Raw genomic sequence first — 20225 nt, 5'->3', positions numbered from 1 at the left:
CACACTTTCAGGATTAGTTATGGCAAAGCAAGATATGGCCGCCCAAACAGGGACTGGCGGCTTTCTGGACTCTTATTTTTCCATTTCTGCGCGCGGCAGCAGCGTGCGTCAGGAGCTGGTCGCGGGGCTGACCACCTTCCTGGCCATGGTCTACAGCATCATTGTGGTGCCGAACATGCTGGGTGCTGCCGGCTTTGAGCAGGGCCCGGTGTTTGTGGCCACCTGTTTGATCGCCGCCTTCGGCTCCCTGCTGATGGGGCTGTGGGCCAAGCTGCCGATGGCTATCGGTTGCGCCATCTCCCTCACCGCCTTTACCGCCTTCAGTCTGGTACTGGGTCAGGGGCTGAGCATTCCGGTCGCGCTGGGCGCCATCTTCCTGATGGGTGTGCTGTTCACCCTGATCAGCGTCACCGGCGTGCGCCAGTGGATCCTGGATAACCTACCCTCCGGCATCGCCCACGGTACCGGCATCGGTATCGGTCTGTTCCTGCTGCTGATCGCCACCAACGGCGTTGGCATGGTGATCAAGAACGAAGGGGCCGGTCTGCCGGTGCAACTGGGTGAAGTGACCGCCTTCCCGGTCATCATGACGGTGCTGGGCCTGGCCGCGATCTTCGGTCTGGAGCGTCGCAAGGTGCCGGGCGGCATCCTGATGGTGATCATCGCCATCTCCATCCTCGGCCTTATCTTCGACCCGAAAGTAACCTGGCAGGGCTTCTTCGCCATGCCGAGCCTGACTGGCGAGAAAGGCTCGCTGGTAGGCAGCATGGATCTGCTGGGCGCCCTCAATCCGGTGGTGATTCCGACCGTACTGGCGCTGGTGATGACCGCCGTGTTTGACGCCACCGGTACCATCCGTGCCGTGGCCGGTCAGGCAGGCCTCATCAACGAGCGTGGCCACATCATCAGCGGCGGCAAGGCCCTGACTGCCGACTCCGTCAGCAGCATGGTGGCGGGCGCCGTCGGTGGTGCTCCGGCTGCCGTTTACATCGAGTCTGCCGCAGGCACTGCGGCCGGTGGCAAAACCGGTCTGACCGCAGCGCTGGTCGGCGTGCTGTTCCTGCTGATGATCTTCCTCTCCCCACTGAGCTATCTGGTACCGGCTTACGCCACCGCACCGGCCCTGATGTACGTCGGTCTGCTGATGCTGGGCAACGTCACCAAGCTAGACTTCAGCGACTCGGTCGATGCGCTCTCCGGCATGCTGTGCGCCGTCTTTATCGTGCTCACCTGCAACATCGTGACCGGCATCATGCTGGGCTTCGTGGCACTGGTCATCGGTCGCCTGTTTGCTGCCGAGTGGAAGAAGCTGAACGTCGGCACCGTCATCATCGCCGTGGCACTGGTGGTCTTCTACGCCGGTGGCTGGGCCATCTAACCCGTACGGTTGTAGCGAAGGGCCCTGCGGGGCCCTTTTTCATGGCTGTGAGTCAGCTAACAGTTTCCCGCCCGCCAGCCCTGCGTAGTTTCAGATTGAAACACTGATACCCCCTCTGCTGTTTCAAATCCGAACCGAACAGGCCGTCATTTTTCTCCCGATTTATCCCGTTAGACTGGCTCCATCAACCATTTGCCCACCCGTGCGGTGGCAAGCCAAGGAGTGAGCCATGAAGAAACTGATCAATGCCGTCGATGCCGTGGTCCGTGAACAACTGATGGGGATGGCAGCCGCCCACCCCGAGCTCAAGGTACGTATCGAACCCCACTACATCACCCGCGCCGACTCCCCCGTGATGGGCAAGGTGGCGCTGGTCTCCGGCGGTGGCAGCGGCCACGAGCCGATGCACGGTGGTCTGGTGGGCAAGGGGATGCTGGATGGCGCCTGCCCCGGCGAGATTTTTACCTCCCCGACCCCGGATCAGATGTACGAGTGCGGTCAGGCCGTTGATGGCGGCGCGGGCGTGCTGTTTCTGGTGAAGAACTACACCGGCGACGTGCTCAACTTCGAGACCGCGGTCGAGCTGCTGCACGGCGATGGCGTAAAAGTGGGCTTCGCCCTGATCGATGACGATGTGGCGGTCAAAGACAGCCTCTACACCGCCGGCCGCCGTGGCGTCGCCACGACCGTGCTGTGCGAGAAGCTGGTCGGTGCCGCCGCCGAGGCGGGCTACGATCTGGCGCGCTGCGAGGCGCTGGCCCGTCGCATCAACAACCAGAGCCGTACCATAGGCGTGGCCATGCATGCCTGCACCGTGCCTGCCGCCGGCAAGCCCTCCTTCACCCTGGCGGACAACGAGATGGAGTTCGGCGTCGGTATCCACGGCGAGCCTGGCATCGAGCGTCGCCCCTTCACCAACCTCAATACCCTGGTGGACGACATGTTCAGCGAGCTTGCTGACAACACCCCCTACGGCCGCACCCTGCGCCACTGGGATCGCACCAGCGGCAGCTGGCAGGAAGAGCACACCTTTATCGAGCCACTCAACAAGGGCGATCGGGTCATCGCCTTGGTCAACAGCCTCGGCGGCACCCCCATCTCCGAGCTCTATGGCGTCTATGGTCGCCTTGCCACCCTGTGCGAGGAGGCGGGCATCCATCTGGTGCGCAACCTGATCGGCCCCTACTGCACCTCCCTCGACATGACCGGTATCTCCATCACATTGCTCAAGGTGGATGACGAACTGATGACCCTGTGGGATGCCCCCGTTCACACCCCCGCCCTGCGTCGCGGCTGCTAAGGAGTGCCGATAGCCATGCTAAGCAAACACCAAATCGTCAACTGGCTGCTCGACTGCGAACACATCTTTACCGAGCAGCGCGACTACCTCACCGCGCTGGATACCGACATCGGCGACGGCGACCACGGCCTCAACATGCAACGCGGCTTCGCCAAGGTGGCCGAGAAGCTGCCCGCAGTGGCGGACAAGGATATCGGTCAGGTACTGAAAACCACCGGCATGACCCTGCTCTCCTCGGTCGGCGGCGCCAGCGGCCCGCTCTACGGCACCTTCTTTATCCGAGCCGCGGCCAGCAGCGACGCCTGCCAGAGCCTGAGCCTCAGCCAGCTGTGCAAAATGCTGAGCGATGGCATCGAGGGGATCGTCTCCCGTGGCCGTGCCGAGCCGGGCGACAAGACCATGTGCGATGCCTGGTGGCCGGCACTGGCCGCCCTGCAGCAGGCGCAGCAGCAAGAGTTGTCGATCAGCGAAGCGCTGGACAAGGCGGTGGCAGCCGCCGCAGCCGGTACCGAGGCCACCATCCAGATGCAGGCCCGCAAGGGGCGCGCCAGCTATCTTGGCGAGCGCAGCATCGGCCATCAGGATGCAGGGGCCACCTCGACCCTGCTGCTGCTGACCGCCCTGCGTGACAGAGCGAGGTTGTGACATGATCGGAATCGTAGTTGTCTCTCACAGCGCCATGCTGGCTGCCGGATTGAAAGCGCTGGCCGACCAGCTCGGCAGTCCGGCTCGCTTGCTGCTGGCGGCCGGGGTCGATGACCCCGACCACCCCATCGGCACCGATGCCATCGCGGTGATGAGTGCGATTGAAGAGGCGGACGACGGCAGCGGCGTGCTGGTGCTGATGGACTTGGGCAGCGCCCTGCTCAGCGCCGAAACCGCCCTCGAACTGCTGCCACCGGAGTTGAGCGCACGGGTGCGGCTCTGCCCCGCCCCGCTGGTCGAGGGCACGCTGGCCGCCGTGGTGGCGGCCGGTTCCGGCCTGACGCTGGATGAGGTAGCCGCCGAGGCGCTCGGCGCGCTGGGCCCGAAACAGGCGATGCTGCCTGCCAGCCAAGCGCAGACCGCCTCCGAGACAGCCCCCGTTGCCGACGACGGCTGGCTGCGCTGCGAGGTGGTGGTGGATAACCCCCACGGCCTGCATGTGCGCCCCGCCGCCCGACTGGTGGCCGCCCTCAAGCCCTTTGCCGCTGAACTCAAGCTGCAAAGGGGGGATAAAGAGACCAATCCCCGTAGCCTGACCCGGCTCGCCATGCTCAACGTGCGTCAGGGCGATCAGCTCACCCTGCTGGCACGCGGGGAGGATGCCAACGCCGCCCTGGCCTGCTTCCAGCAACTGGCAGCCGAGCGCTTCGGCGACTAACGCCGCACACCACTGTTTCAAGGGCTGCATTCGCTCGCTGAGCCTGTGCAGCTTCATTCAAGACGAAGGAGTCCCCGGCACTGCCGCCCCTTCGCCCCTGTTAGTTTCAAAAGAAGTCTTATGAACTAGAGAGAGGGATAAAATATGGACCGCATTATCATCAGCCCCAGCAAATACGTGCAAGGCAACGGGGCCCTCGCCAATATCGGCAACTACGTTAAAGCGCTCGGCAGCAAGCCGCTGATCCTGGCCGATGCCTTCGTCACCAAGCTGGTAGGCGATACAGTGGCCACCAGCTTCCACGGCGCGGGGATCAAGCCCGAGTTCGACTGCTTCAACGGCGAGTGCTCCCGCCCCGAGATCGACCGCCTGCTGGCCCGCTGCAAGCAGACCCCGTTTGACGTCATCATCGGCATCGGCGGCGGCAAGACGCTGGATACCGCCAAGTCGGTCGCCTTCTACCAGAAGGTGCCGGTGGTCATAGTGCCCACCATCGCCTCCACCGATGCCCCCACCAGCGCGCTGGCGGTCATCTACACCCCGGAAGGGCAGTTCAGCGAATACCTGATGATCCCGACCAACCCCAACATGGTCATCATGGATACCGGCGTGGTCTCCCGCGCCCCGGTACGGCTGTTGGTCTCCGGCATGGGGGATGCGCTCTCCACCTACTTCGAGGCGCGCGCCAACAAGGTCTCCGGCTGCCAGACCATGGCCGGTGGAGCCTCCACGCTGGCGGCGCAGGCCATTGCCGAGCTATGCTACAAGACCCTGCTGGCCGACGGCTACAAGGCCAAGCTGGCGGTGGAACAGGGACTCTGCACCAAGGCGGTAGAGAACATCATCGAGGCCAACACCTACCTGAGCGGTATCGGCTTCGAGAGCAGCGGACTGGCCGCCGCCCACGCCATCCACAACGGTCTGACCCAGCTGGCCGAGTGTCACCACCTCTACCACGGTGAGAAAGTGGCGTTCGGTACTCTGGTGCAGCTGGTGCTGGAGAACTCCCCGATGGCGGAGATCGAGACCGTGCTGGGTTTCTGCCGCTCGGTGGGCCTGCCGACCAACCTGCATATGATGGGGGTCAAGGAGCTGGATATGGCGCGCCTGATAGAGGTGGCCAAAGCCTCCACCGCCGAGGGCGAGACCATCCACAACATGCCGTTCAAGGTCACCGCCGAGGATGTGCTGGCGGCCATCGTCACCGCCCACCAGCTGGGGCTGTAACTGCGCCACCACTGACCCTGCCATATAAGACGGCCCCGCATCTGCGGGGCCTTGTCGTTTTCTGCGGGCCTCTTGGCGACGGCTCACCATCAGCCGTGATAATCGGCGGGATCGATCTCGAGCAGCTTGAGCCTCCGCCACAGGGTGGTGCGGCTGATGCCAAGATGCTGGGCCATCTGGCTCACCTGCCCCTTGCAGGCGTGGGCGCAGCGCAGGATGGCTTGCCGCTCCAGCTCCGCCAGCGTGAGCAGCGGTTGCCCCACCACCTCGTCCGCCACCTGCTGATAACCGTGCCGAATGGCGGCGGGCAGCGCCTCGGGCGGGATCGGCCCCTGACCAGCGTGAAGCAGCGCATGCTCGACGGCACTGCGCAGCTCCCCCAGATTGCCGGGCCAGGGATAGGCGAGCAGGCAATCGAGGGCCGCCGGACTGAACTGGCGCACCGGCTCGCGTCCCTGCGCCGCCAACTGCTGGCTGATCAGGCCCGGCAGATCCGCCGCGCGCTCCCGCAGCCCCGGCAGCCACAGCTCGCACGCCTGCAAGGCATAGAGCAGCTGGCGGCCAAAAAGCCCCTCCTGCACCAGCTGCTCCAGCGGGGCGCTGCTGGTGGCAATGATCCGCACCTTGAGCGGCAGGATGCGGGCCGAATCGAAGCGCTGGATGCGACCGGTCTTGAGCAGTTGCAGCAACGCCGCCTGCATGGGGGCGGAGAGGCACTCCACCTGCTCCAGTACCAGGGTGCCACCGTGGGCCAGCTCGAACTTGCCCGCCCGCTCCTGCCCCGCCTCGTCGGACCCCATCAGCTCCAGCGCCATCCGCTCGCTCGGCAGCGCCTTGCAGTTGAGGGTAATAAGCGGCCCGGCGGCCCGCTCGCTGCCAAAGTGGATCGCCTCCGCCAGCTGGGCCTTGCCCACCTCCTCCTCGCCGCGCAGCAGGATCGGCCCCTGACTCTGGGCCGCCTGCCGGGCGTAGCGCAGCAGCTTGCGCATGGCGCTCGATTCCCCCACCAGCGCCGACAGCTCGGGCACCGTCTGGCGCAGCTGATGAATCGCCCGCAGCCGATCGACCGGGTGCAGCAGGGCGATAAAGCTGACCCCTTCCGGCCCCGGCAACGGCTTGAGGCTCACCAGCGCATTGATAAACTCCCCCTCCTGCGCGCCGAGCCGCTCCAGCGTCACCTCCACATGACTCAGCGGCGTCTGCCCCCTGATGGCCAGCTGCAACCGCTGCGGCAACAGCAGATGCTGCTCCAGCGGTTGGCCGAGACAGAGCGCGGGATCGAGCCGCAGCCGTTGTGCCGCCAGCGCGTTGAGGTAGCGCAGCCTACCCTGCGGGTCCCAAGCCAGCACACCGTCATCCATGCCATCGAGCAGGGCGTAAAGTTCGCTCAGGTGATGCTGGGACTCCTGCATCAGGGTCTCCATCTGCAGCAGATGGGCCAGCTCGCGCCCGGCGCTGACGGTGAGCGCCAGATCGCCAGCGCTCGCCTCCTCCATCTTGCAGATCAACGCGATGATGGCGACCTGACGGCCATTGCTGTTGTAGACCGGGCTGGCGCAGCTGTGCCACGGGTGGAGGGTCTGGTTGAAGTGCTGGGGGCCGCTGACGCAGAGCGGCACTCCCTCCAGCGCCGCCAGATTGATGGCATTGGTGCCGATGCGCCCTTCGCTGAAAAAGGCGCCGGGGCCAAACCCCAGAACCGCCAGCTCAGCCAGCGTACCGGGGTGGCCGGTCTGGGCCAGCAGGCAGCCGCTCTCGTCGGTGAGCAGCAGGGCGCAGGGGCGCCCCTCCATAAATTCGTAGAGGTCCTCGAGGGCCATCTCGCCGGTGGTGAGCAGGTCGCGCTTGCGCTGGCGCAGGCTCTGCAAGGTCTGCCCCTTGGCACTGTGGGGCGGATGCCAGAGGCTGGCACTGGTCTGGTGGGCGCAGCGCAGCCAGGATGCCTGCAGATAGTCAGGCCAAGCAAGCAGCGGCTGAAGGTCAGATGGCATGGTCACAGCAATATCCGGCAAGATGTGAGCCGACCATTTAACCACGCCAGCGCCCCCGATTCAGTGACCTGCCTCAGAGGGTGGCAACCCCACCCTCCTCCCGCTCGGGTTCACGTCAGCCAATTGCTGGCCGAGCCAGTGGCAGAAGGCGCGGCACTCCTTACCTCTCCTGATGCTCCTGCGGGGCCATGGTTTGAGCGCCATTGATTGGCTGCACTTATCCCTTTTATGGGACATCGATCGTTTGTTCGCCGCCATGAGCACGGATAGTCTATTACTCAGCGCGATTGGATTAACAGCGCGGGTCACTCCCGGTCATTCGGCCACCGCAAAGAGAGCACTTAGCCAAGGAGTTTTTTGATGCCATCCCGACGCAACGTATTGAAACAGCTGGCGGCCATCGGTGCGCTGGCCGGGCTCGGCAACCTGCCGGGCAAGGCCCACGCGGCCAGCAGCAATGCCGATGAGGATGCTGCCAGCGGCGAGCCGTTCCATATGCCCGATGAGGCTGGCCCTCAGGCGCAAGTCTGGGTCGCCTTTGCCGCCAGCGCCGATATCTGGGGCCGCGACTACAAAGAGGTGCAGGCCACCATAGGGCGGCTGGTTAAAGCCATGACCCCTTACACCAATGTGAGTGTGCTCTGCCGCGAAGAGGAGGAGGCGCTGGCCCGCAAGCTCTGTGGCGAGCAGAACACCCGCTTTATCGTCGCCGAGCTGGACGATATCTGGCTGCGCGATACCGGTGGCGTCTTCGTCCAGAACGGCGAAGGGGAACTGGGGCTGGTGGATTTCAACTTCAACGGCTGGGGCGACAAGCAGGAGCACGAACAGGATGCGGGCGTAGCCGAGCTGGTCAGCAAGCAGGCGGATGCTCACTATCTGCAGAGCAAGCTGACTGGCGAGGGGGGCGGCATCGAGGTGGATGGCAACGGCACCGCCATCATGACCGAGAGCTGCTGGCTCAACAGCAACCGCAACCCGGGGGTGAGCAAGGCGCAACTGGAGGCGGAGCTGAAAGCCAATCTGGGGCTGCGCAAAATCATCTGGTTACCGGGCATCAAGGGCAAGGACATTACAGATGCCCACGTCGATTTCTACGCCCGCTTTGTCCGCCCCGGGGTGGTGGTGGTCAATCTGGACAACGATCCGGAGTCCCACGACTACGAGGTGACCCGCCAGCATCTGGCCATCCTCAAGCAGGCCACCGATGCGGACGGCAACAAGCTGGAGCTGCATGTGCTGCCGCCCCCGCTCGATGGGCGGGACAACCGCTTTAGCCGCAGCCGCGACTTTGCCGCCGGTTATATCAACTATCTGCCGATCAATGGTGCGGTGATCGCCCCCGAGTTTGGCGACAAGGCCGCCGATAGCTACTGCCACGAGCTGCTGACCCGCCTCTACCCCGGCCGCGACATCGTGCAGATCAATATCGATCCGGTCGCCGCCGGTGGTGGCGGTATTCACTGCATCACCCTCCACCAGCCAGTCTGACCCTTTCCTACCCACTGATAACCCGGGGCGTTGCCACGCCCCGGGTTATTTATCCATGCCTCTTTCTGTTAACCACAAGCTCCTGATCAGCAGCCCTGTATATTGGCCACTACGCCATATGGCGTGTCACCTCGATCACACTCCCGAGTTATTCAAGTAGCTGAGACGGGATAGCACTTTCCATTGCTGCTCCAGAAGTGTATTTTGGCTCAACAGCAAAAAATCAGTGCCAAAGGGGAATATTGAACGAATGCGTTCAACCCCTGAGGTTGGCTGCGATGTTGTGATTGAAAATAACTTTTCGCTGGAAGCAGGACGAAGTGGTGTTATATAGCTTTTCGATATCATTGGAAAATTCAAGCAATGAAATATAGTCGCAGCTCTCAAACAGATCGTATCGGGGTTCAAACCACAGGTTTACTCTTCGAAAGATGTGGATACATTTTTCGGGAACAACCAATTGTTGATTGTGGGATAGATGCTCACGTTGAGCTAGTTGACGAAAATTTAGCTTCGGGAAGATTAATTGCATTGCAAATTAAATCGGGTGCATCTTGGTTTAAAGAAACGACAAAAGATGGTTACGTCTACCGTGGCGAAATGGAACACTTAGAATATTGGCTTAATCATTCACTGCCTGTTTTAATTGTTTTGTGTGACATCGACAATAACATTGCATACTGGCAAGCAATAACTAAGCATACTATTAGCTATACAGGCAAAGCTTGGAAAGTTATTATCCCTTTTCAGCAAGAAGTAAATGCGGGTATGAACAACGACTTACGTCGTCTTGCAAAGCTAGTTGAAATCATCCCAGATTACACCATCAATAAAATATCAGATAACAGTCTTGGTGGTGCAAAACGATATTCTGCACGAGTCACATTGTCTAAAGAGCATAGTCAAGCTGAGTTACTTACAATCATTCGCACTTTAAACGAAGAGATAAAAATGTGCGAATATCACCGAAGTGAACACACAAGATTCGCCTGGAAAAACAAACCGGCAGATGTTGTTTGGCTGTTTATTTATCCAACTCCTCAAGATGAACGAAATAATAACTATCTGTGTAAATCAGAGTGGATAGATCGTGATCTTGAAGAAAAATTCCGACCTTCCTCTCAAAATGGGCAAGAGATAGGCGATGGGGTAAATGTTGTCTGGAACTCTATGTACTTAACAACAGCTGAATACAATCATAAAAATGAGATGCCCAAAGAAACATTTATTCAGTTCGTTAATGATGCGCTCATTAAATCATCACATTTGTTTGCTGAGCTAGAGCACGTATTTAAGTTGTACTCAGGCACAGATGTGCTATTTCAGGAGTTATGTCAGTTTATCGAAACAAACAAGTCTATAGCTAATGACATTTATGAAAAAGGAGTGTCTATTGGGTTATCATCTTATGAATGCAAAGAGGCATCGACAAAATTTCAAAGCATGATTGCTCACTTAGATAATATTTTTATGCTTCCAGAGTATCCTAACGAGCAAAACGCGATTTTTAACATAAAGAATCAAGCCCAGTATTTCTCTGAAGCTTTTGAAGGCCTGAAATACGAATTGAACAAGATCACCTAGCCCGTAGGTTCGATTAGCCGTCAGGCGTAATCGGACGTTCGCGTCAATCCATTCCCCCGCTATAACGCCCACTCCTATTTCCCCTCTGCCAGATGCCGCTGATTCACGGAAATACCGGAACGGCGGCATCTCGATTCTCCAATCAAGCTTCGCTAATCAAACCTGCGTGGGACGGCAATATAGGGTGCATACGGGTTGGCACAAATCGGCCATTGCCGGTGACAGGCCTGTAACGGGCCAAATCGTGGCGTAGGGGCTGGACAGACATCGGTATAAGCAAAAATTGGGGCATTTAACACAAACCCATAAATTCAGCTTATACCGCTTGCCCGCTCTGCTTTACCGCCATAAGTCACCCGCATTTCCCCTCTGCCAGATGCCGCTGACTCACGGAAATACCGGAACAGCGGCATCTCGATCGTCCGATTACGTTTCGCTAATCGAACCTACATGAGACGGTAATATGTGGGATGTGCAGGTTGGCGCGGATCTACCAGCCTGACACTATCGCCATAATCGCAATCACCACAAATAGCCATAATCGCAATCACCACAAATAACAGAGCCACCCTTATGGGCGGCTCCTGGCATCAGCGATGGATGGCTGAATCGTCTTGTTACCGAATCGTCTTTTTACTGAATCGTCACTCGGCCTTGGGCGCTTCAACCGCCGCGGCCGCCGGTTGGTCATCTTCCTTGATCCAGGCATCCAGCAGGGTGTAGCCCACCGCCAGCACCACGGGGCCGATAAACAGACCGATGATCCCCATCGCCAGCAAGCCGCCGATAACCCCCACCAGAATGAGGATGAGCGGCAGGTTGGCGCCACGTTTGATCAGGAAGGGGCGCAGGAAGTTGTCCATGGTGCCTGCAAACAGTGACCAGACCAGCAGGAAGGTGCCCCAGGTGGTGTCGCCGCTCCAGTAGAGGTAGCCGATACAGGCCAGCAGCACCGGGAAGGGGCCGATCTGGGCGACGATCAGCAGGAACATCACCACCACCAGCACCATGGCGTAGGGGATACCGGCAATCAGCAGGCCAATACCGGCTACCGAGGATTGCACCAGCGCGGTCACCACCACCCCCATCGCCACGGCACGGATCGCCTGTGAAGCGAGTACGGTGGCGTTGTCGCCCCGTTGCCCGGCCAGACGGTGGGCGAAGCGGCGAATGCCGGTCGCCACCACTTCACCCGAGTGGTAGAGCAGGCCGCAGATACCGACCGTCAGCAGGAAGTGAACGAACAGCAGCCCCAGATTGCCCGCCTGAGCGGCAAGCCAGCGGGCGGTCTGGCCAAAGTAGGGAGCCAGCTTGGCAAACAGCACCTGACCACCGCTCGCCAGAATTTGCTGCCAGAAGCCATAGAGCTTGTCGCCCACCAGCGGGATCTGTTGCAGCCAGAGCAGCTCCGGCGGCGGTGAGTGGCTGATACTGGTGCCCAGCTCGATCAGCATGGGGGCCTTCTCCGCCACATTGGCCAGCGTCATAAAGAGCGGGATAACGAACATCAGCAGCAGCACCAGCGTCATAAAGAGGGCCGCCAGCGACCGCTTGCCCCACAACACCCGCTGCACCATCAGCATCAACGGCCAGGTGGCGATGGTGATCATGGTGGCCCACACCAGCGCGGGCAGAAAGGGCTGCAACACCAGGAAACAGGAGATAATCAGGATGCTGATAAACAGCACCCCCAGGGTTATCTTGGCCAAATCCACTTTTTTCATGTTCATAGGGTTTCCCTGTCAGGGCATCCGCCCCTGGGTCGAGAGTCTTGTTTCAAGAGAGATAGTATCCACCAGAGGCCAGCGCTCAACCAGAGCCCCAGCCCGAAAAAGAGCACAAACTGACCAAGCAGGATAGCCAGCGAACTACTGGTCAGCAGCGGCAATGCCCACGCGCCCGCCACCATCAACAGCATGCCCGCCAGCACCACGGCGCCGGTCAGCCACGGAGAATAACCATCGCGCACCAGCGTGACCCGCCCTCCAAGCCAGAGGCCCAGCGCCGCCAGCCCGATCCCGGCCAGATGGGCCGACTGGCTCAGGCCAGCGCAAACCAGTGCGGCGGCGATCAGCACGCCCCAGACCGAGGAGCGCTGATCCAGCCGCCAGTATGGGCGAACCGCCAGCAGCAAGGAGCCAATCAGCAGCCCCGCCGCCACATCGGAGATAAAGTGCACCCCGAGCCAGACCCGCGCCAGACCTGTGGTCAGCGCCAGCAGCAAGGCCAGCGAATAGGCCAGCCCCCGCCGGGCAGGCCAGAGCCAGCCAAGCAGCGCCCCCCAGAACAGCAGGGCCGAGGCAGTGTGGCCGCTCGGCATGCCAAAGCCCTGAGCACTGTGAGTCGCCAGTTCAGGTTGCAGATGGAAGGGGCGCGGCCAGCCAATCCCCTCCTTGCTTGCCTGCACCAGCAAGCCAAGCCAGAGCATGGCGAACAGCAGCTGGCGCAGCCGTGGCCACCCCAGCAGCGGGAGCAGCAAAGGTATCAGGGCAAGCTGAAAGCCGCCTGAACCAAACAGATTGCTGACCGACAGCCACCAGACATCGGGCCCCAGCCACTGCTGCAGGCGCAGCATCAGCGGGATCTCGGCCTGATGCAGCGCATTGCTCTGCGCCACGAAATCGGCCTGCCAGCGCACCTCGCTCTCGGGCAGCTCGCCAAGCCGGGCTTGCAGCCAGTCGAGCTGATCGGGGAAGCGGCGCTGCTCGCGGGGCAGCTTGTCCACCGCGATCAGACGGGCGTTAAGGATCTCCCCGCCCAGATTGGGGGCCTTCAGCAGCGAGACAAAATCGGAATCTTGCTGGGCGATGATAGGCTCCAGAGTGCGACAAGCGAAGATAACCGCTCGCTGCCAGCGACCCAGCTCCTGCACCACCTCCCCCCGCAGGCCGGTCTCCTCATAGAGTTCGCGCAGCGCCGCCTGCTGCGGGCTCTCACCGCCATCTATATAGCCACCGCTCAGGCTGTAGCGGGAGGAGATGCGATCCTGCACCAGCAGCAGTTGATCCTGATGACGAATGGCGCAGGCCGCCGCCGTCGGTGCCGCCGGTTCGGCGCTCAGGGCTGGCAGAGCGGCAAACAGCGCCAGCAAGAGTAAAAAGAGGGTTCTCGACATCAATTTGCGTTCCCTATGCACAATGGCGACAAGCCTCCCAGAAATCAGATAGTTGGGCAATGGTCGCGGCCGGATCGCCGCCGTTCCCGCCGCGATGGCGGTGCACGGAAGATTGCGATGAGCGAGGGCACTCCCTACTATTGGCGGCTATCTTCAATTTCATGCAGCAAATGCTGGAGCCCTCCATGAGACAGTTCGGCTTTTTCCTCGGCATCGCCATCGGTGTCATTTTGATCCTGTTCGGCAGCATCGTCATCTTCCAGGCGCTCCCTGCCGCACTGGATGTGCTGGAGATGCCAAGCCGTATCCCGTTCGTGCGCGAGGTCTACACCTGGCTGATGACCAGCGCCAACGGCCTGACCGCCCAGCTGGAGCAGAACTTCCTGGAAGCCTTCCAGACCGTGCTCAAGCTGATCCTGCTCATCACCTTCATGTGGGTCTGCGTCAAGCTGGTCAACATGGGGGTACTGATTATCCGTGCCGGGGTTGACCTCATCCGCACCGCCATCGCCCACAGCGAAGGGCCGCACGACCAGAAGAAGCCGGATCAGCACGATCACTTCTGACTGAGCCGTGGTCAACGGATGTGAACGCTGCCGCCCCCAATCGGGGCGGCAGCTTTATATGCGCGGTATGGAGGCCCCTCCCTGCCCCATGAATACCCGATAAAGCAGCGGCTTTCCCTTGTGAATCAGCAAACTGCCCATATGTTGCATCACCTTGACATGGTTTGCGCCCCGCGCGGCGGCGGCCCGGTTTCTATCCCGACCCCGTGCTCTGGTATAATCGACCACCTCTTTTCCCCGTTATGGAGCCTGTTCATGCCCAATCATGCAGAAAGTGCCCTCGAGGTTCGTCTCGACAAGTGGCTGTGGGCAGCCCGTTTCTACAAGACCCGCTCCATTGCGCGGGATCAGATAGACGGGGGCAAGGTGCACTACAATGGTCAGCGCAGCAAACCGGGCAAACAGGTGGAAGTGGGTGCATTGATCCGCTTCTGGCAGGGGCAGGACGAACGCGAAGTGCGGGTGCTGGCCTTGAGCGAGCAGCGCAAATCGGCCCCGCTGGCCCAGCAGCTCTATGAAGAGACCGCCGAGAGCCTGAAAAAACGGGCCGAGAACAGCGAGGCACGCCGCTTCAACAGCCAGTTTGCCCCCAGCCCCGAGCGCCGCCCCGACAAGCAGGAGCGACGCCAGTTGCTCAAGGTCAAACAATACTGACCGACCCCGATTTGATACCGGGCTGGCATCAACCCCAGCCCGCCCGATTTACCTCACCGAAAAGCCAGGAATACATGATGAGCAACCAAGATCTGCTGTATCGCTATCTGTTTGAAGAGTACGAAGTGCGTGGCGAGCTAGTCCAGCTGGATCACACCTACCGCCACGTAGTGGAAGCCCAGAACTACCCGGTGCAGGTGCAAAAACTGCTGGGCGAGCTGCTGGTCGCCACCAGCCTGCTGACCGCCACCCTCAAGTTTGAAGGCTCCATCACGGTGCAACTGCAGGGCGATGGCCCGGTGCGTCTGGCCGTGATCAACGGTGACAACAACCAGCAGCTGCGCGGCGTGGCCCGCTATGAAGGCGAGCTGCCGAGCGATGGCAAGCTGCAGAGCCTGATTGGCAACGGCCAGCTGATCATCACCATCACCCCGGAGCAGGGCGAGCGCTATCAGGGCATCATCGCGCTGGACGCCGACACCCTGGCTGGCTGTCTGGAGCACTACTTTGCCCGCTCCGAACAGCTGGCCACCAAGCTGTGGATCCGCACCGGTTACCACGAAGGCGAACCGCGCGCTGCCGGCATCATGCTGCAGGAGCTGCCCGCCCAGAGCGAGGATCACAGCAACGATTTCGATCACCTGACCCAGCTCACCAGCACCATCAAGGATGAAGAGCTTTTCGGTCTGGAAGCCGAGGAGATCCTCTACCGTCTCTACCATCAGGACAAGGTACGGGTGTTCGATCCGCAGGCGGTCGAGTTCCGCTGCACCTGCTCCCGCGAGCGCTGCGAAGGGGCCCTGCTGCAGATAGAAAAGGAAGAGGTAATGGAGATGGTGCAGGAACTCGGCAAGATCGACATGCACTGTGATTATTGCGGCGCCCAGTACCAATTTAATGGGATCGATGTCGAAACCCTGTTCAGCAGGGCTCCCGGCAATGATGCAAACAAGTTACACTAATTAAAGGCGGGCAAAACCCGCCTTTAACTTTAATAACAAAAAAACACCCTATTTTATAAAGTTTGATGGCGATCGCTAAACTCTACCACCTAAGTGATAGGATGACCGTCAGATAGAACCCTACCAACCTCTGAACCCAGGAGAATACAATGACAATCGTGGCAGAACCCACCCTGGCCCAACAATTAGGACTGGACCAGTACGGCATCAAAAACAGCCAAGAAATCGTTCGCAACCCCTCTTACGAGCAGCTTTTCGCGGAAGAGACACGCCCTGACCTGGAAGGGTTCGAGCGCGGTGTGGTGACCGAGCTGGGCGCCGTCAATGTAAACACCGGAATCTTCACCGGTCGCTCCCCGAAAGATAAATATATCGTCAAAGATGCCACTACCCAGGATACTGTGTGGTGGTCTGACCAGGGTAAAAACGATAACAAAGCGATTACCCCCGAAGTATGGTCACATCTGAAAGGGCTGGTCACCAAACAGCTCTCCGGCAAGCGCCTGTTTGTGATCGACGGTTTCTGCGGTGCCAACCCGGATACCCGCCTGGCCGTGCGCATCATCACCGAGGTGGCCTGGCAGGCACACTTCGTGAAAAACATGTTCATCCGCCCGAGCGATGAAGAGCTGAAAACCTTCAAACCCGACTTCGTGGTGATGAACGGTGCCAAGTGCACCAACCCGAACTGGAAAGAGCAGGGTCTCAACTCCGAGAACTTTGTTGCCTTCAACATGACCGAGAAGATGCAGCTCATCGGTGGCACCTGGTACGGTGGTGAGATGAAGAAGGGCATGTTCTCCATGATGAACTACTTCCTGCCCCTGCGCGGCATTGCCTCCATGCACTGCTCCGCCAACGTGGGTCAGGACGGCGACGTCGCCATCTTCTTCGGCCTCTCCGGCACCGGCAAGACCACCCTCTCCACCGATCCCAAGCGTCAGCTGATCGGCGATGACGAGCACGGCTGGGATGACCACGGCGTGTTCAACTTCGAAGGGGGCTGCTACGCCAAGACCATCAAGCTCTCCGAAGAGGCTGAACCGGACATCTACCACGCCATCCGTCGCGATGCGCTGCTGGAGAACGTGACCGTTGCTGCCGATGGCACCATCGACTTCGATGATGGCTCCAAGACCGAGAACACCCGCGTCTCCTACCCCATTCATCACATCGACAACATCGTCAAGCCGGTCTCCAAGGCAGGTCACGCCACCAAGGTGATCTTCCTGACTGCTGACGCCTTCGGCGTGCTGCCCCCGGTCTCCAAACTGACCAAGGAGCAGACCAAGTACCACTTCCTGTCTGGCTTCACCGCCAAACTGGCCGGTACCGAGCGCGGCATCACCGAGCCGACTCCGACCTTCTCCTCCTGCTTTGGCGCAGCCTTCCTCTCCCTGCACCCGACCAAGTACGGTCAGGAGCTGGTGAAACGGATGGAAGCCGCCGGTGCAGAGGCCTATCTGGTCAACACCGGCTGGAACGGTACCGGCAAGCGCATCTCCATCAAGGATACCCGCGCCATCATCGATGCCATCCTGGATGGCTCCATCGAGAAGGCCGAGACCAAGGTGCTGCCGATCTTCAATCTGGAAGTGCCGACTGCACTGCACGACGTGAACCCGGCCATCCTCGACCCGCGCGACACTTACGCCAACAAGGCCGAGTGGGATGCCAAGGCGCAGGATCTGGCCCAGCGCTTCATCAAGAACTTCGAGCGCTTCACCGATAACGACGAGGGCAAACGTCTGGTAGCGGCAGGTCCGCAGCTGTAACAGGCTCGCGTCGTATCAGTGACATCATGCCGGTCAGCCATGCTGATCGGCATTTTTATTTTTATGGCGGCCCCGAACGCCGCCATCGTCCCCGTTAAAGGGGCCAAAACCTTGCCTTTGCCTGTTGTGACAGGTTAGATTCAGCCAAACTTTATACAATATACAATTCTGTAACGCCCAATCGTGACCCGACCATGACCCCACCCTACAAGACCCGAACCCAGATGGTGATGGAAAACCTCCGTGGCCGGATCCTCCGTGGGGAGTTCCCCGCTGGCGCCCCCTTGCGTCAGGATGCCATTGCCAAAGAGCTGGCCGTGAGCCGCATCCCGGTGCGCGAAGCCCTGATGCAGCTGGAAGCGCAGGGGCTGGTGAAGTTCGAAGCCCATCGCGGCGCCGTGGTCACCATGCTGGACGCCTCGGCCATCGAAGAGCTCTTTTATTTGCGAGCGCTGCTGGAAGCCGATACCCTGTTTCACGCCGTCGACAAGATGACGGAAGCCACCTTCGCACAAGCGGAGGCGATCCTCGCCCAGTTTGATCACGCCCTGGAGTCAGGCACCCAGATTGAACATTGGGCCGAGTTGAACCACAGCTTTCACGCCACCCTCTATCAGGCAGCCGGTCGCCCCCAGGCACTGGATCTCATCGCCCAGATCAATCTGAGCTGTGACCGCTATGTCCGCTTCGAGCTGCTCTTTGCCAGCGACGGCGTGGACAAGGCGGAGCGTGAACACGCCCAATTGCTGGAACTGTGCCGCGCCCGGCGCAAGCACGAGGCGGTGGTGCTGCTCAAGCAGCATATCGAAGCGGCGGGCCAGTCGATCAAGCGGATCCTGGCCAGCGGCCATAAAAACTGAACACTCATATAGCAACCATCTGGCACTAACGACATGAATAATTTCGAGATAATTGAAACCCGCGTCGCCCAAGTCAGGGCCGAGCTGGCCATGCAGGAGTTGGACGCCTTTATCGTCCCCCACGATGATGAGCACCTCGGCGAGTACATCCCCGCCTATGCCGAGCGGCTTGACTGGATCACCGGTTTCAACGGCTCTGCCGGAGTCGCCATCATCATGGCCCAGCGAGCAGCCCTCTTTGTCGATGGTCGCTATACGGTGCAGGCGCGGATGCAAACTCCCGCCGAACTGTTCGAATTCCTCCACCTCATTGAGAATCCTCATGTGCAATGGCTGGCCGAGCAACTGCCGTCAGGCTCCCGGGTCGGCTTCGATGCCCGCCTGCACAGCCTGACCTGGTACAAGAATGCCAAGGCGGTGCTGGCCGACCGCGGTATAGAGCTGATCCGCGTCGAGCAGAACCCCATCGACCAGTACTGGAGCGATCGCCCGGAGCCGACCAAGAGCCCGGTCATCCTCTACAGCGAGGAGCTGGCAGGCCAGTCCAGCCAGTCCAAACGTGAACAGCTGGCGGCCGACCTGCGCAAGCGCGGGCTGGATGCCGTGCTGCTGACCCAGGCCGAGCCCATCAACTGGCTGCTCAACCTGCGTGGCCGCGATATCGACCGGCTGCCGGTGGTGCTGGGCTTTGCTGTGCTCTACGCCAACACCAGCATGGATTTCTTCGTCGATACCGACAAAATTGACTGCTTCGCTTTCACCCAACACGTTGGCCAGGATGTCTCCGTCTACCCCATCGATAAGCTGGGCGACGTGCTGCAACGCATCGGTGAAGATCAGCAGAAGGTGCTGGCCGATCCGGACAGCGCCAACGCCTGGACCCAGCTCATCATGGAAGAGGCGGGTGCCATTCTGGTGGCAGGGCAGGACCCCACCATGCTGCCGAAAGCGTGCAAGAACGAGATCGAGCTGACCGGCATGCGTGCCGCTCACCTGCGCGATGGCGTGGCCATGACCCGCTTCTTTGCCTGGCTGGATCGGCTGGTCGCCTCCGGCGAGTTCGAAGGAGTGGATGAAGGCACCCTGGCCGATCAGGTCGAGGCGTTCCGCCGCGAGCAGGAGCACTACGTCGAGCCGAGCTTCGATACCATCTCTGCACTCGGCCCCAACGCCGCCATGTGCCACTACCACCACACTAACGGCACCCCGCGCGCGTTTGGCCAGGACAGCCTCTATCTGCTGGACTCCGGCGCCCAGTATATGGATGGCACCACCGACATCACCCGCACCATCAAGGTGGGAGAGGTGAGCGACGAGCAGAAAGCGATGTTTACCCGCGTACTGCAGGGCCATATCGCGCTGGATCAGGCCCGCTTCCCGCGCGGCACCGCCGGCATCCAGCTCGACGTGCTGGCCCGCATGCCGCTGTGGCAAGCCGGTTACAACTATGACCACGGCACCGGCCACGGCGTCGGCCACTTCCTGAGCGTCCACGAAGGGCCCCAGCGCATCGCGCCGAAAGGGAGCATGGTCGCCCTGCAACCGGGCATGGTGCTCTCCAACGAGCCGGGCTACTACCGTGAAGATGGCTTCGGTATCCGCTGCGAGAACCTGGTGGTGGTGACCGAGCTGGAACAGGTTGGCGAGCTGCCGATGCTGGGCTTCGAGCGGCTGACCTACGTGCCGTTCGATACCCGCCTGATCGACCGCAGCCTGCTGAGCCCGGCCGAATTCCGCTGGATCAACGAATACCACGTCGAGGTGTTCCGCCGCCTGAGCCCGCTGCTCGAGGGCGAAGATCTCGCCTGGCTGGAGCAGGCAACCAGCCTCATCTGATGACACAGGGCCTGCGGGCCCTGTTTTTTTATGGCTATGTCCCAATTACGTGTTGCATGGGGTGTCCCAGCGCCTCATGCATACACGCTTTGATATTCACCTCCTTCCCGTAACGCTCCAGCA

16 protein-coding genes are annotated in these 20225 nt (G+C 60.6%); 13 read left to right on the top strand and 3 right to left on the bottom strand.

Annotated elements, in window-relative coordinates; all coding sequences use genetic code 11:
• Positions 1-19: 19 nt before the first annotated feature.
• From ACW5W8_RS16495 to ACW5W8_RS16475, 5 genes are all read left to right on the top strand, one after another.
• Positions 20-1378: an NCS2 family permease gene (locus ACW5W8_RS16495; RefSeq protein ID WP_042032197.1), complete on the top strand. Its 1359-nt coding sequence runs from the start codon at positions 20-22 to the stop codon at positions 1376-1378.
• 229 nt (positions 1379-1607) lie between these two features.
• The gene (dhaK, locus tag ACW5W8_RS16490) at positions 1608-2678 is read left to right on the top strand and encodes a dihydroxyacetone kinase subunit DhaK (protein ID WP_252413103.1); all 1071 of its coding nucleotides are present in this window, start codon (positions 1608-1610) and stop codon (positions 2676-2678) included.
• Between the two features lie 15 nt (positions 2679-2693).
• Positions 2694-3323, top strand: a complete 630-nt coding sequence (dhaL, locus tag ACW5W8_RS16485) for a dihydroxyacetone kinase subunit DhaL (protein ID WP_498628835.1) — start codon at positions 2694-2696, stop codon at positions 3321-3323.
• 1 nt (position 3324) lies between these two features.
• Positions 3325-4041 carry a dihydroxyacetone kinase phosphoryl donor subunit DhaM gene (gene dhaM, locus ACW5W8_RS16480; protein ID WP_498628834.1) on the top strand — a complete coding sequence of 239 codons (717 nt, stop codon included), beginning with the start codon at positions 3325-3327 and terminating at the stop codon, positions 4039-4041.
• Between the two features lie 144 nt (positions 4042-4185).
• Positions 4186-5268 carry a glycerol dehydrogenase gene (locus ACW5W8_RS16475; RefSeq protein WP_498628832.1) on the top strand — a complete coding sequence of 361 codons (1083 nt, stop codon included), beginning with the start codon at positions 4186-4188 and terminating at the stop codon, positions 5266-5268.
• Positions 5269-5357: 89 nt separating this feature from the next.
• Here ACW5W8_RS16475 and dhaR read toward each other — a convergent pair whose 3' ends face one another.
• A complete protein-coding gene (gene dhaR, locus ACW5W8_RS16470; protein ID WP_498628830.1) occupies positions 5358-7259 on the bottom strand; it encodes a dihydroxyacetone kinase operon transcriptional regulator DhaR in 1902 nt (633 codons plus the stop codon).
• Between the two features lie 360 nt (positions 7260-7619).
• Here dhaR and ACW5W8_RS16465 point away from each other — a divergent pair, with 360 nt between their 5' ends.
• Positions 7620-8750 carry an agmatine deiminase family protein gene (locus tag ACW5W8_RS16465; protein WP_498628828.1) on the top strand — a complete coding sequence of 377 codons (1131 nt, stop codon included), beginning with the start codon at positions 7620-7622 and terminating at the stop codon, positions 8748-8750.
• 363 nt (positions 8751-9113) lie between these two features.
• Positions 9114-10334 carry a DUF4365 domain-containing protein gene (locus tag ACW5W8_RS16460; protein ID WP_498628826.1) on the top strand — a complete coding sequence of 407 codons (1221 nt, stop codon included), beginning with the start codon at positions 9114-9116 and terminating at the stop codon, positions 10332-10334.
• 644 nt (positions 10335-10978) lie between these two features.
• Here the strand turns inward: ACW5W8_RS16460 and ydiK are convergent.
• Both ydiK and ACW5W8_RS16450 read right to left on the bottom strand, forming a co-directional pair.
• Positions 10979-12064, bottom strand: a complete 1086-nt coding sequence (gene ydiK / locus ACW5W8_RS16455; RefSeq protein ID WP_498628824.1) for an AI-2E family transporter YdiK — start codon at positions 12062-12064, stop codon at positions 10979-10981.
• A complete protein-coding gene (locus tag ACW5W8_RS16450; protein WP_498628822.1) occupies positions 12061-13449 on the bottom strand; it encodes a bifunctional NUDIX hydrolase/phosphatase PAP2 family protein in 1389 nt (462 codons plus the stop codon). The genes ydiK and ACW5W8_RS16450 overlap by 4 nt, the downstream gene beginning before the upstream one ends.
• 185 nt (positions 13450-13634) lie before the next feature.
• Here ACW5W8_RS16450 and ACW5W8_RS16445 point away from each other — a divergent pair, with 185 nt between their 5' ends.
• The 6 genes from ACW5W8_RS16445 to ACW5W8_RS16420 all read left to right on the top strand — a co-directional run bounded on the left by ACW5W8_RS16445 (position 13635) and on the right by ACW5W8_RS16420 (position 20102).
• A complete protein-coding gene (locus ACW5W8_RS16445; protein ID WP_005340143.1) occupies positions 13635-14015 on the top strand; it encodes a hypothetical protein in 381 nt (126 codons plus the stop codon).
• Positions 14016-14270: 255 nt separating this feature from the next.
• A complete protein-coding gene (gene hslR / locus ACW5W8_RS16440) occupies positions 14271-14669 on the top strand; it encodes a ribosome-associated heat shock protein Hsp15 (protein WP_005340141.1) in 399 nt (132 codons plus the stop codon).
• Between the two features lie 77 nt (positions 14670-14746).
• Positions 14747-15631 carry an Hsp33 family molecular chaperone HslO gene (hslO, locus tag ACW5W8_RS16435; protein ID WP_033137965.1) on the top strand — a complete coding sequence of 295 codons (885 nt, stop codon included), beginning with the start codon at positions 14747-14749 and terminating at the stop codon, positions 15629-15631.
• A gap of 149 nt (positions 15632-15780) precedes the next feature.
• Positions 15781-17406, top strand: coding sequence for a phosphoenolpyruvate carboxykinase (ATP) (gene pckA / locus ACW5W8_RS16430; protein ID WP_498628817.1), 1626 nt, complete (start codon positions 15781-15783; stop codon positions 17404-17406).
• A gap of 194 nt (positions 17407-17600) precedes the next feature.
• Positions 17601-18266: a GntR family transcriptional regulator gene (locus tag ACW5W8_RS16425; protein ID WP_042062182.1), complete on the top strand. Its 666-nt coding sequence runs from the start codon at positions 17601-17603 to the stop codon at positions 18264-18266.
• 33 nt (positions 18267-18299) lie between these two features.
• Positions 18300-20102 carry an aminopeptidase P family protein gene (locus ACW5W8_RS16420; RefSeq protein WP_498628815.1) on the top strand — a complete coding sequence of 601 codons (1803 nt, stop codon included), beginning with the start codon at positions 18300-18302 and terminating at the stop codon, positions 20100-20102.
• The last annotated feature ends 123 nt before the right edge of the window (positions 20103-20225 follow it).

The organism is Aeromonas aquatilis, from assembly GCF_054052405.1.
The sequence above is the reverse complement of the archived record's forward strand: the minus strand, read 5'-3'. Positions and strand labels throughout refer to the sequence as shown.

What these genes read in the sequence shown, in the direction of transcription:
- ydiK (WP_498628824.1), bottom strand. Translation starts at nt 12,064, where the DNA reads ATGAACATGAAAAAAGTGGATTTGGCCAAGATAACCCTGGGGGTGCTG.
- ACW5W8_RS16495 (WP_042032197.1), top strand. Translation starts at nt 20, where the DNA reads ATGGCAAAGCAAGATATGGCCGCCCAAACAGGGACTGGCGGCTTTCTG.
- hslO (WP_033137965.1), top strand. Translation starts at nt 14,747, where the DNA reads ATGAGCAACCAAGATCTGCTGTATCGCTATCTGTTTGAAGAGTACGAA.
- ACW5W8_RS16450 (WP_498628822.1), bottom strand. Translation starts at nt 13,449, where the DNA reads ATGTCGAGAACCCTCTTTTTACTCTTGCTGGCGCTGTTTGCCGCTCTG.
- hslR (WP_005340141.1), top strand. Translation starts at nt 14,271, where the DNA reads ATGCCCAATCATGCAGAAAGTGCCCTCGAGGTTCGTCTCGACAAGTGG.
- ACW5W8_RS16420 (WP_498628815.1), top strand. Translation starts at nt 18,300, where the DNA reads ATGAATAATTTCGAGATAATTGAAACCCGCGTCGCCCAAGTCAGGGCC.
- dhaL (WP_498628835.1), top strand. Translation starts at nt 2,694, where the DNA reads ATGCTAAGCAAACACCAAATCGTCAACTGGCTGCTCGACTGCGAACAC.
- ACW5W8_RS16445 (WP_005340143.1), top strand. Translation starts at nt 13,635, where the DNA reads ATGAGACAGTTCGGCTTTTTCCTCGGCATCGCCATCGGTGTCATTTTG.
- pckA (WP_498628817.1), top strand. Translation starts at nt 15,781, where the DNA reads ATGACAATCGTGGCAGAACCCACCCTGGCCCAACAATTAGGACTGGAC.
- ACW5W8_RS16425 (WP_042062182.1), top strand. Translation starts at nt 17,601, where the DNA reads ATGACCCCACCCTACAAGACCCGAACCCAGATGGTGATGGAAAACCTC.
- ACW5W8_RS16475 (WP_498628832.1), top strand. Translation starts at nt 4,186, where the DNA reads ATGGACCGCATTATCATCAGCCCCAGCAAATACGTGCAAGGCAACGGG.
- dhaK (WP_252413103.1), top strand. Translation starts at nt 1,608, where the DNA reads ATGAAGAAACTGATCAATGCCGTCGATGCCGTGGTCCGTGAACAACTG.
- dhaR (WP_498628830.1), bottom strand. Translation starts at nt 7,259, where the DNA reads ATGCCATCTGACCTTCAGCCGCTGCTTGCTTGGCCTGACTATCTGCAG.
- dhaM (WP_498628834.1), top strand. Translation starts at nt 3,325, where the DNA reads ATGATCGGAATCGTAGTTGTCTCTCACAGCGCCATGCTGGCTGCCGGA.
- ACW5W8_RS16460 (WP_498628826.1), top strand. Translation starts at nt 9,114, where the DNA reads ATGAAATATAGTCGCAGCTCTCAAACAGATCGTATCGGGGTTCAAACC.
- ACW5W8_RS16465 (WP_498628828.1), top strand. Translation starts at nt 7,620, where the DNA reads ATGCCATCCCGACGCAACGTATTGAAACAGCTGGCGGCCATCGGTGCG.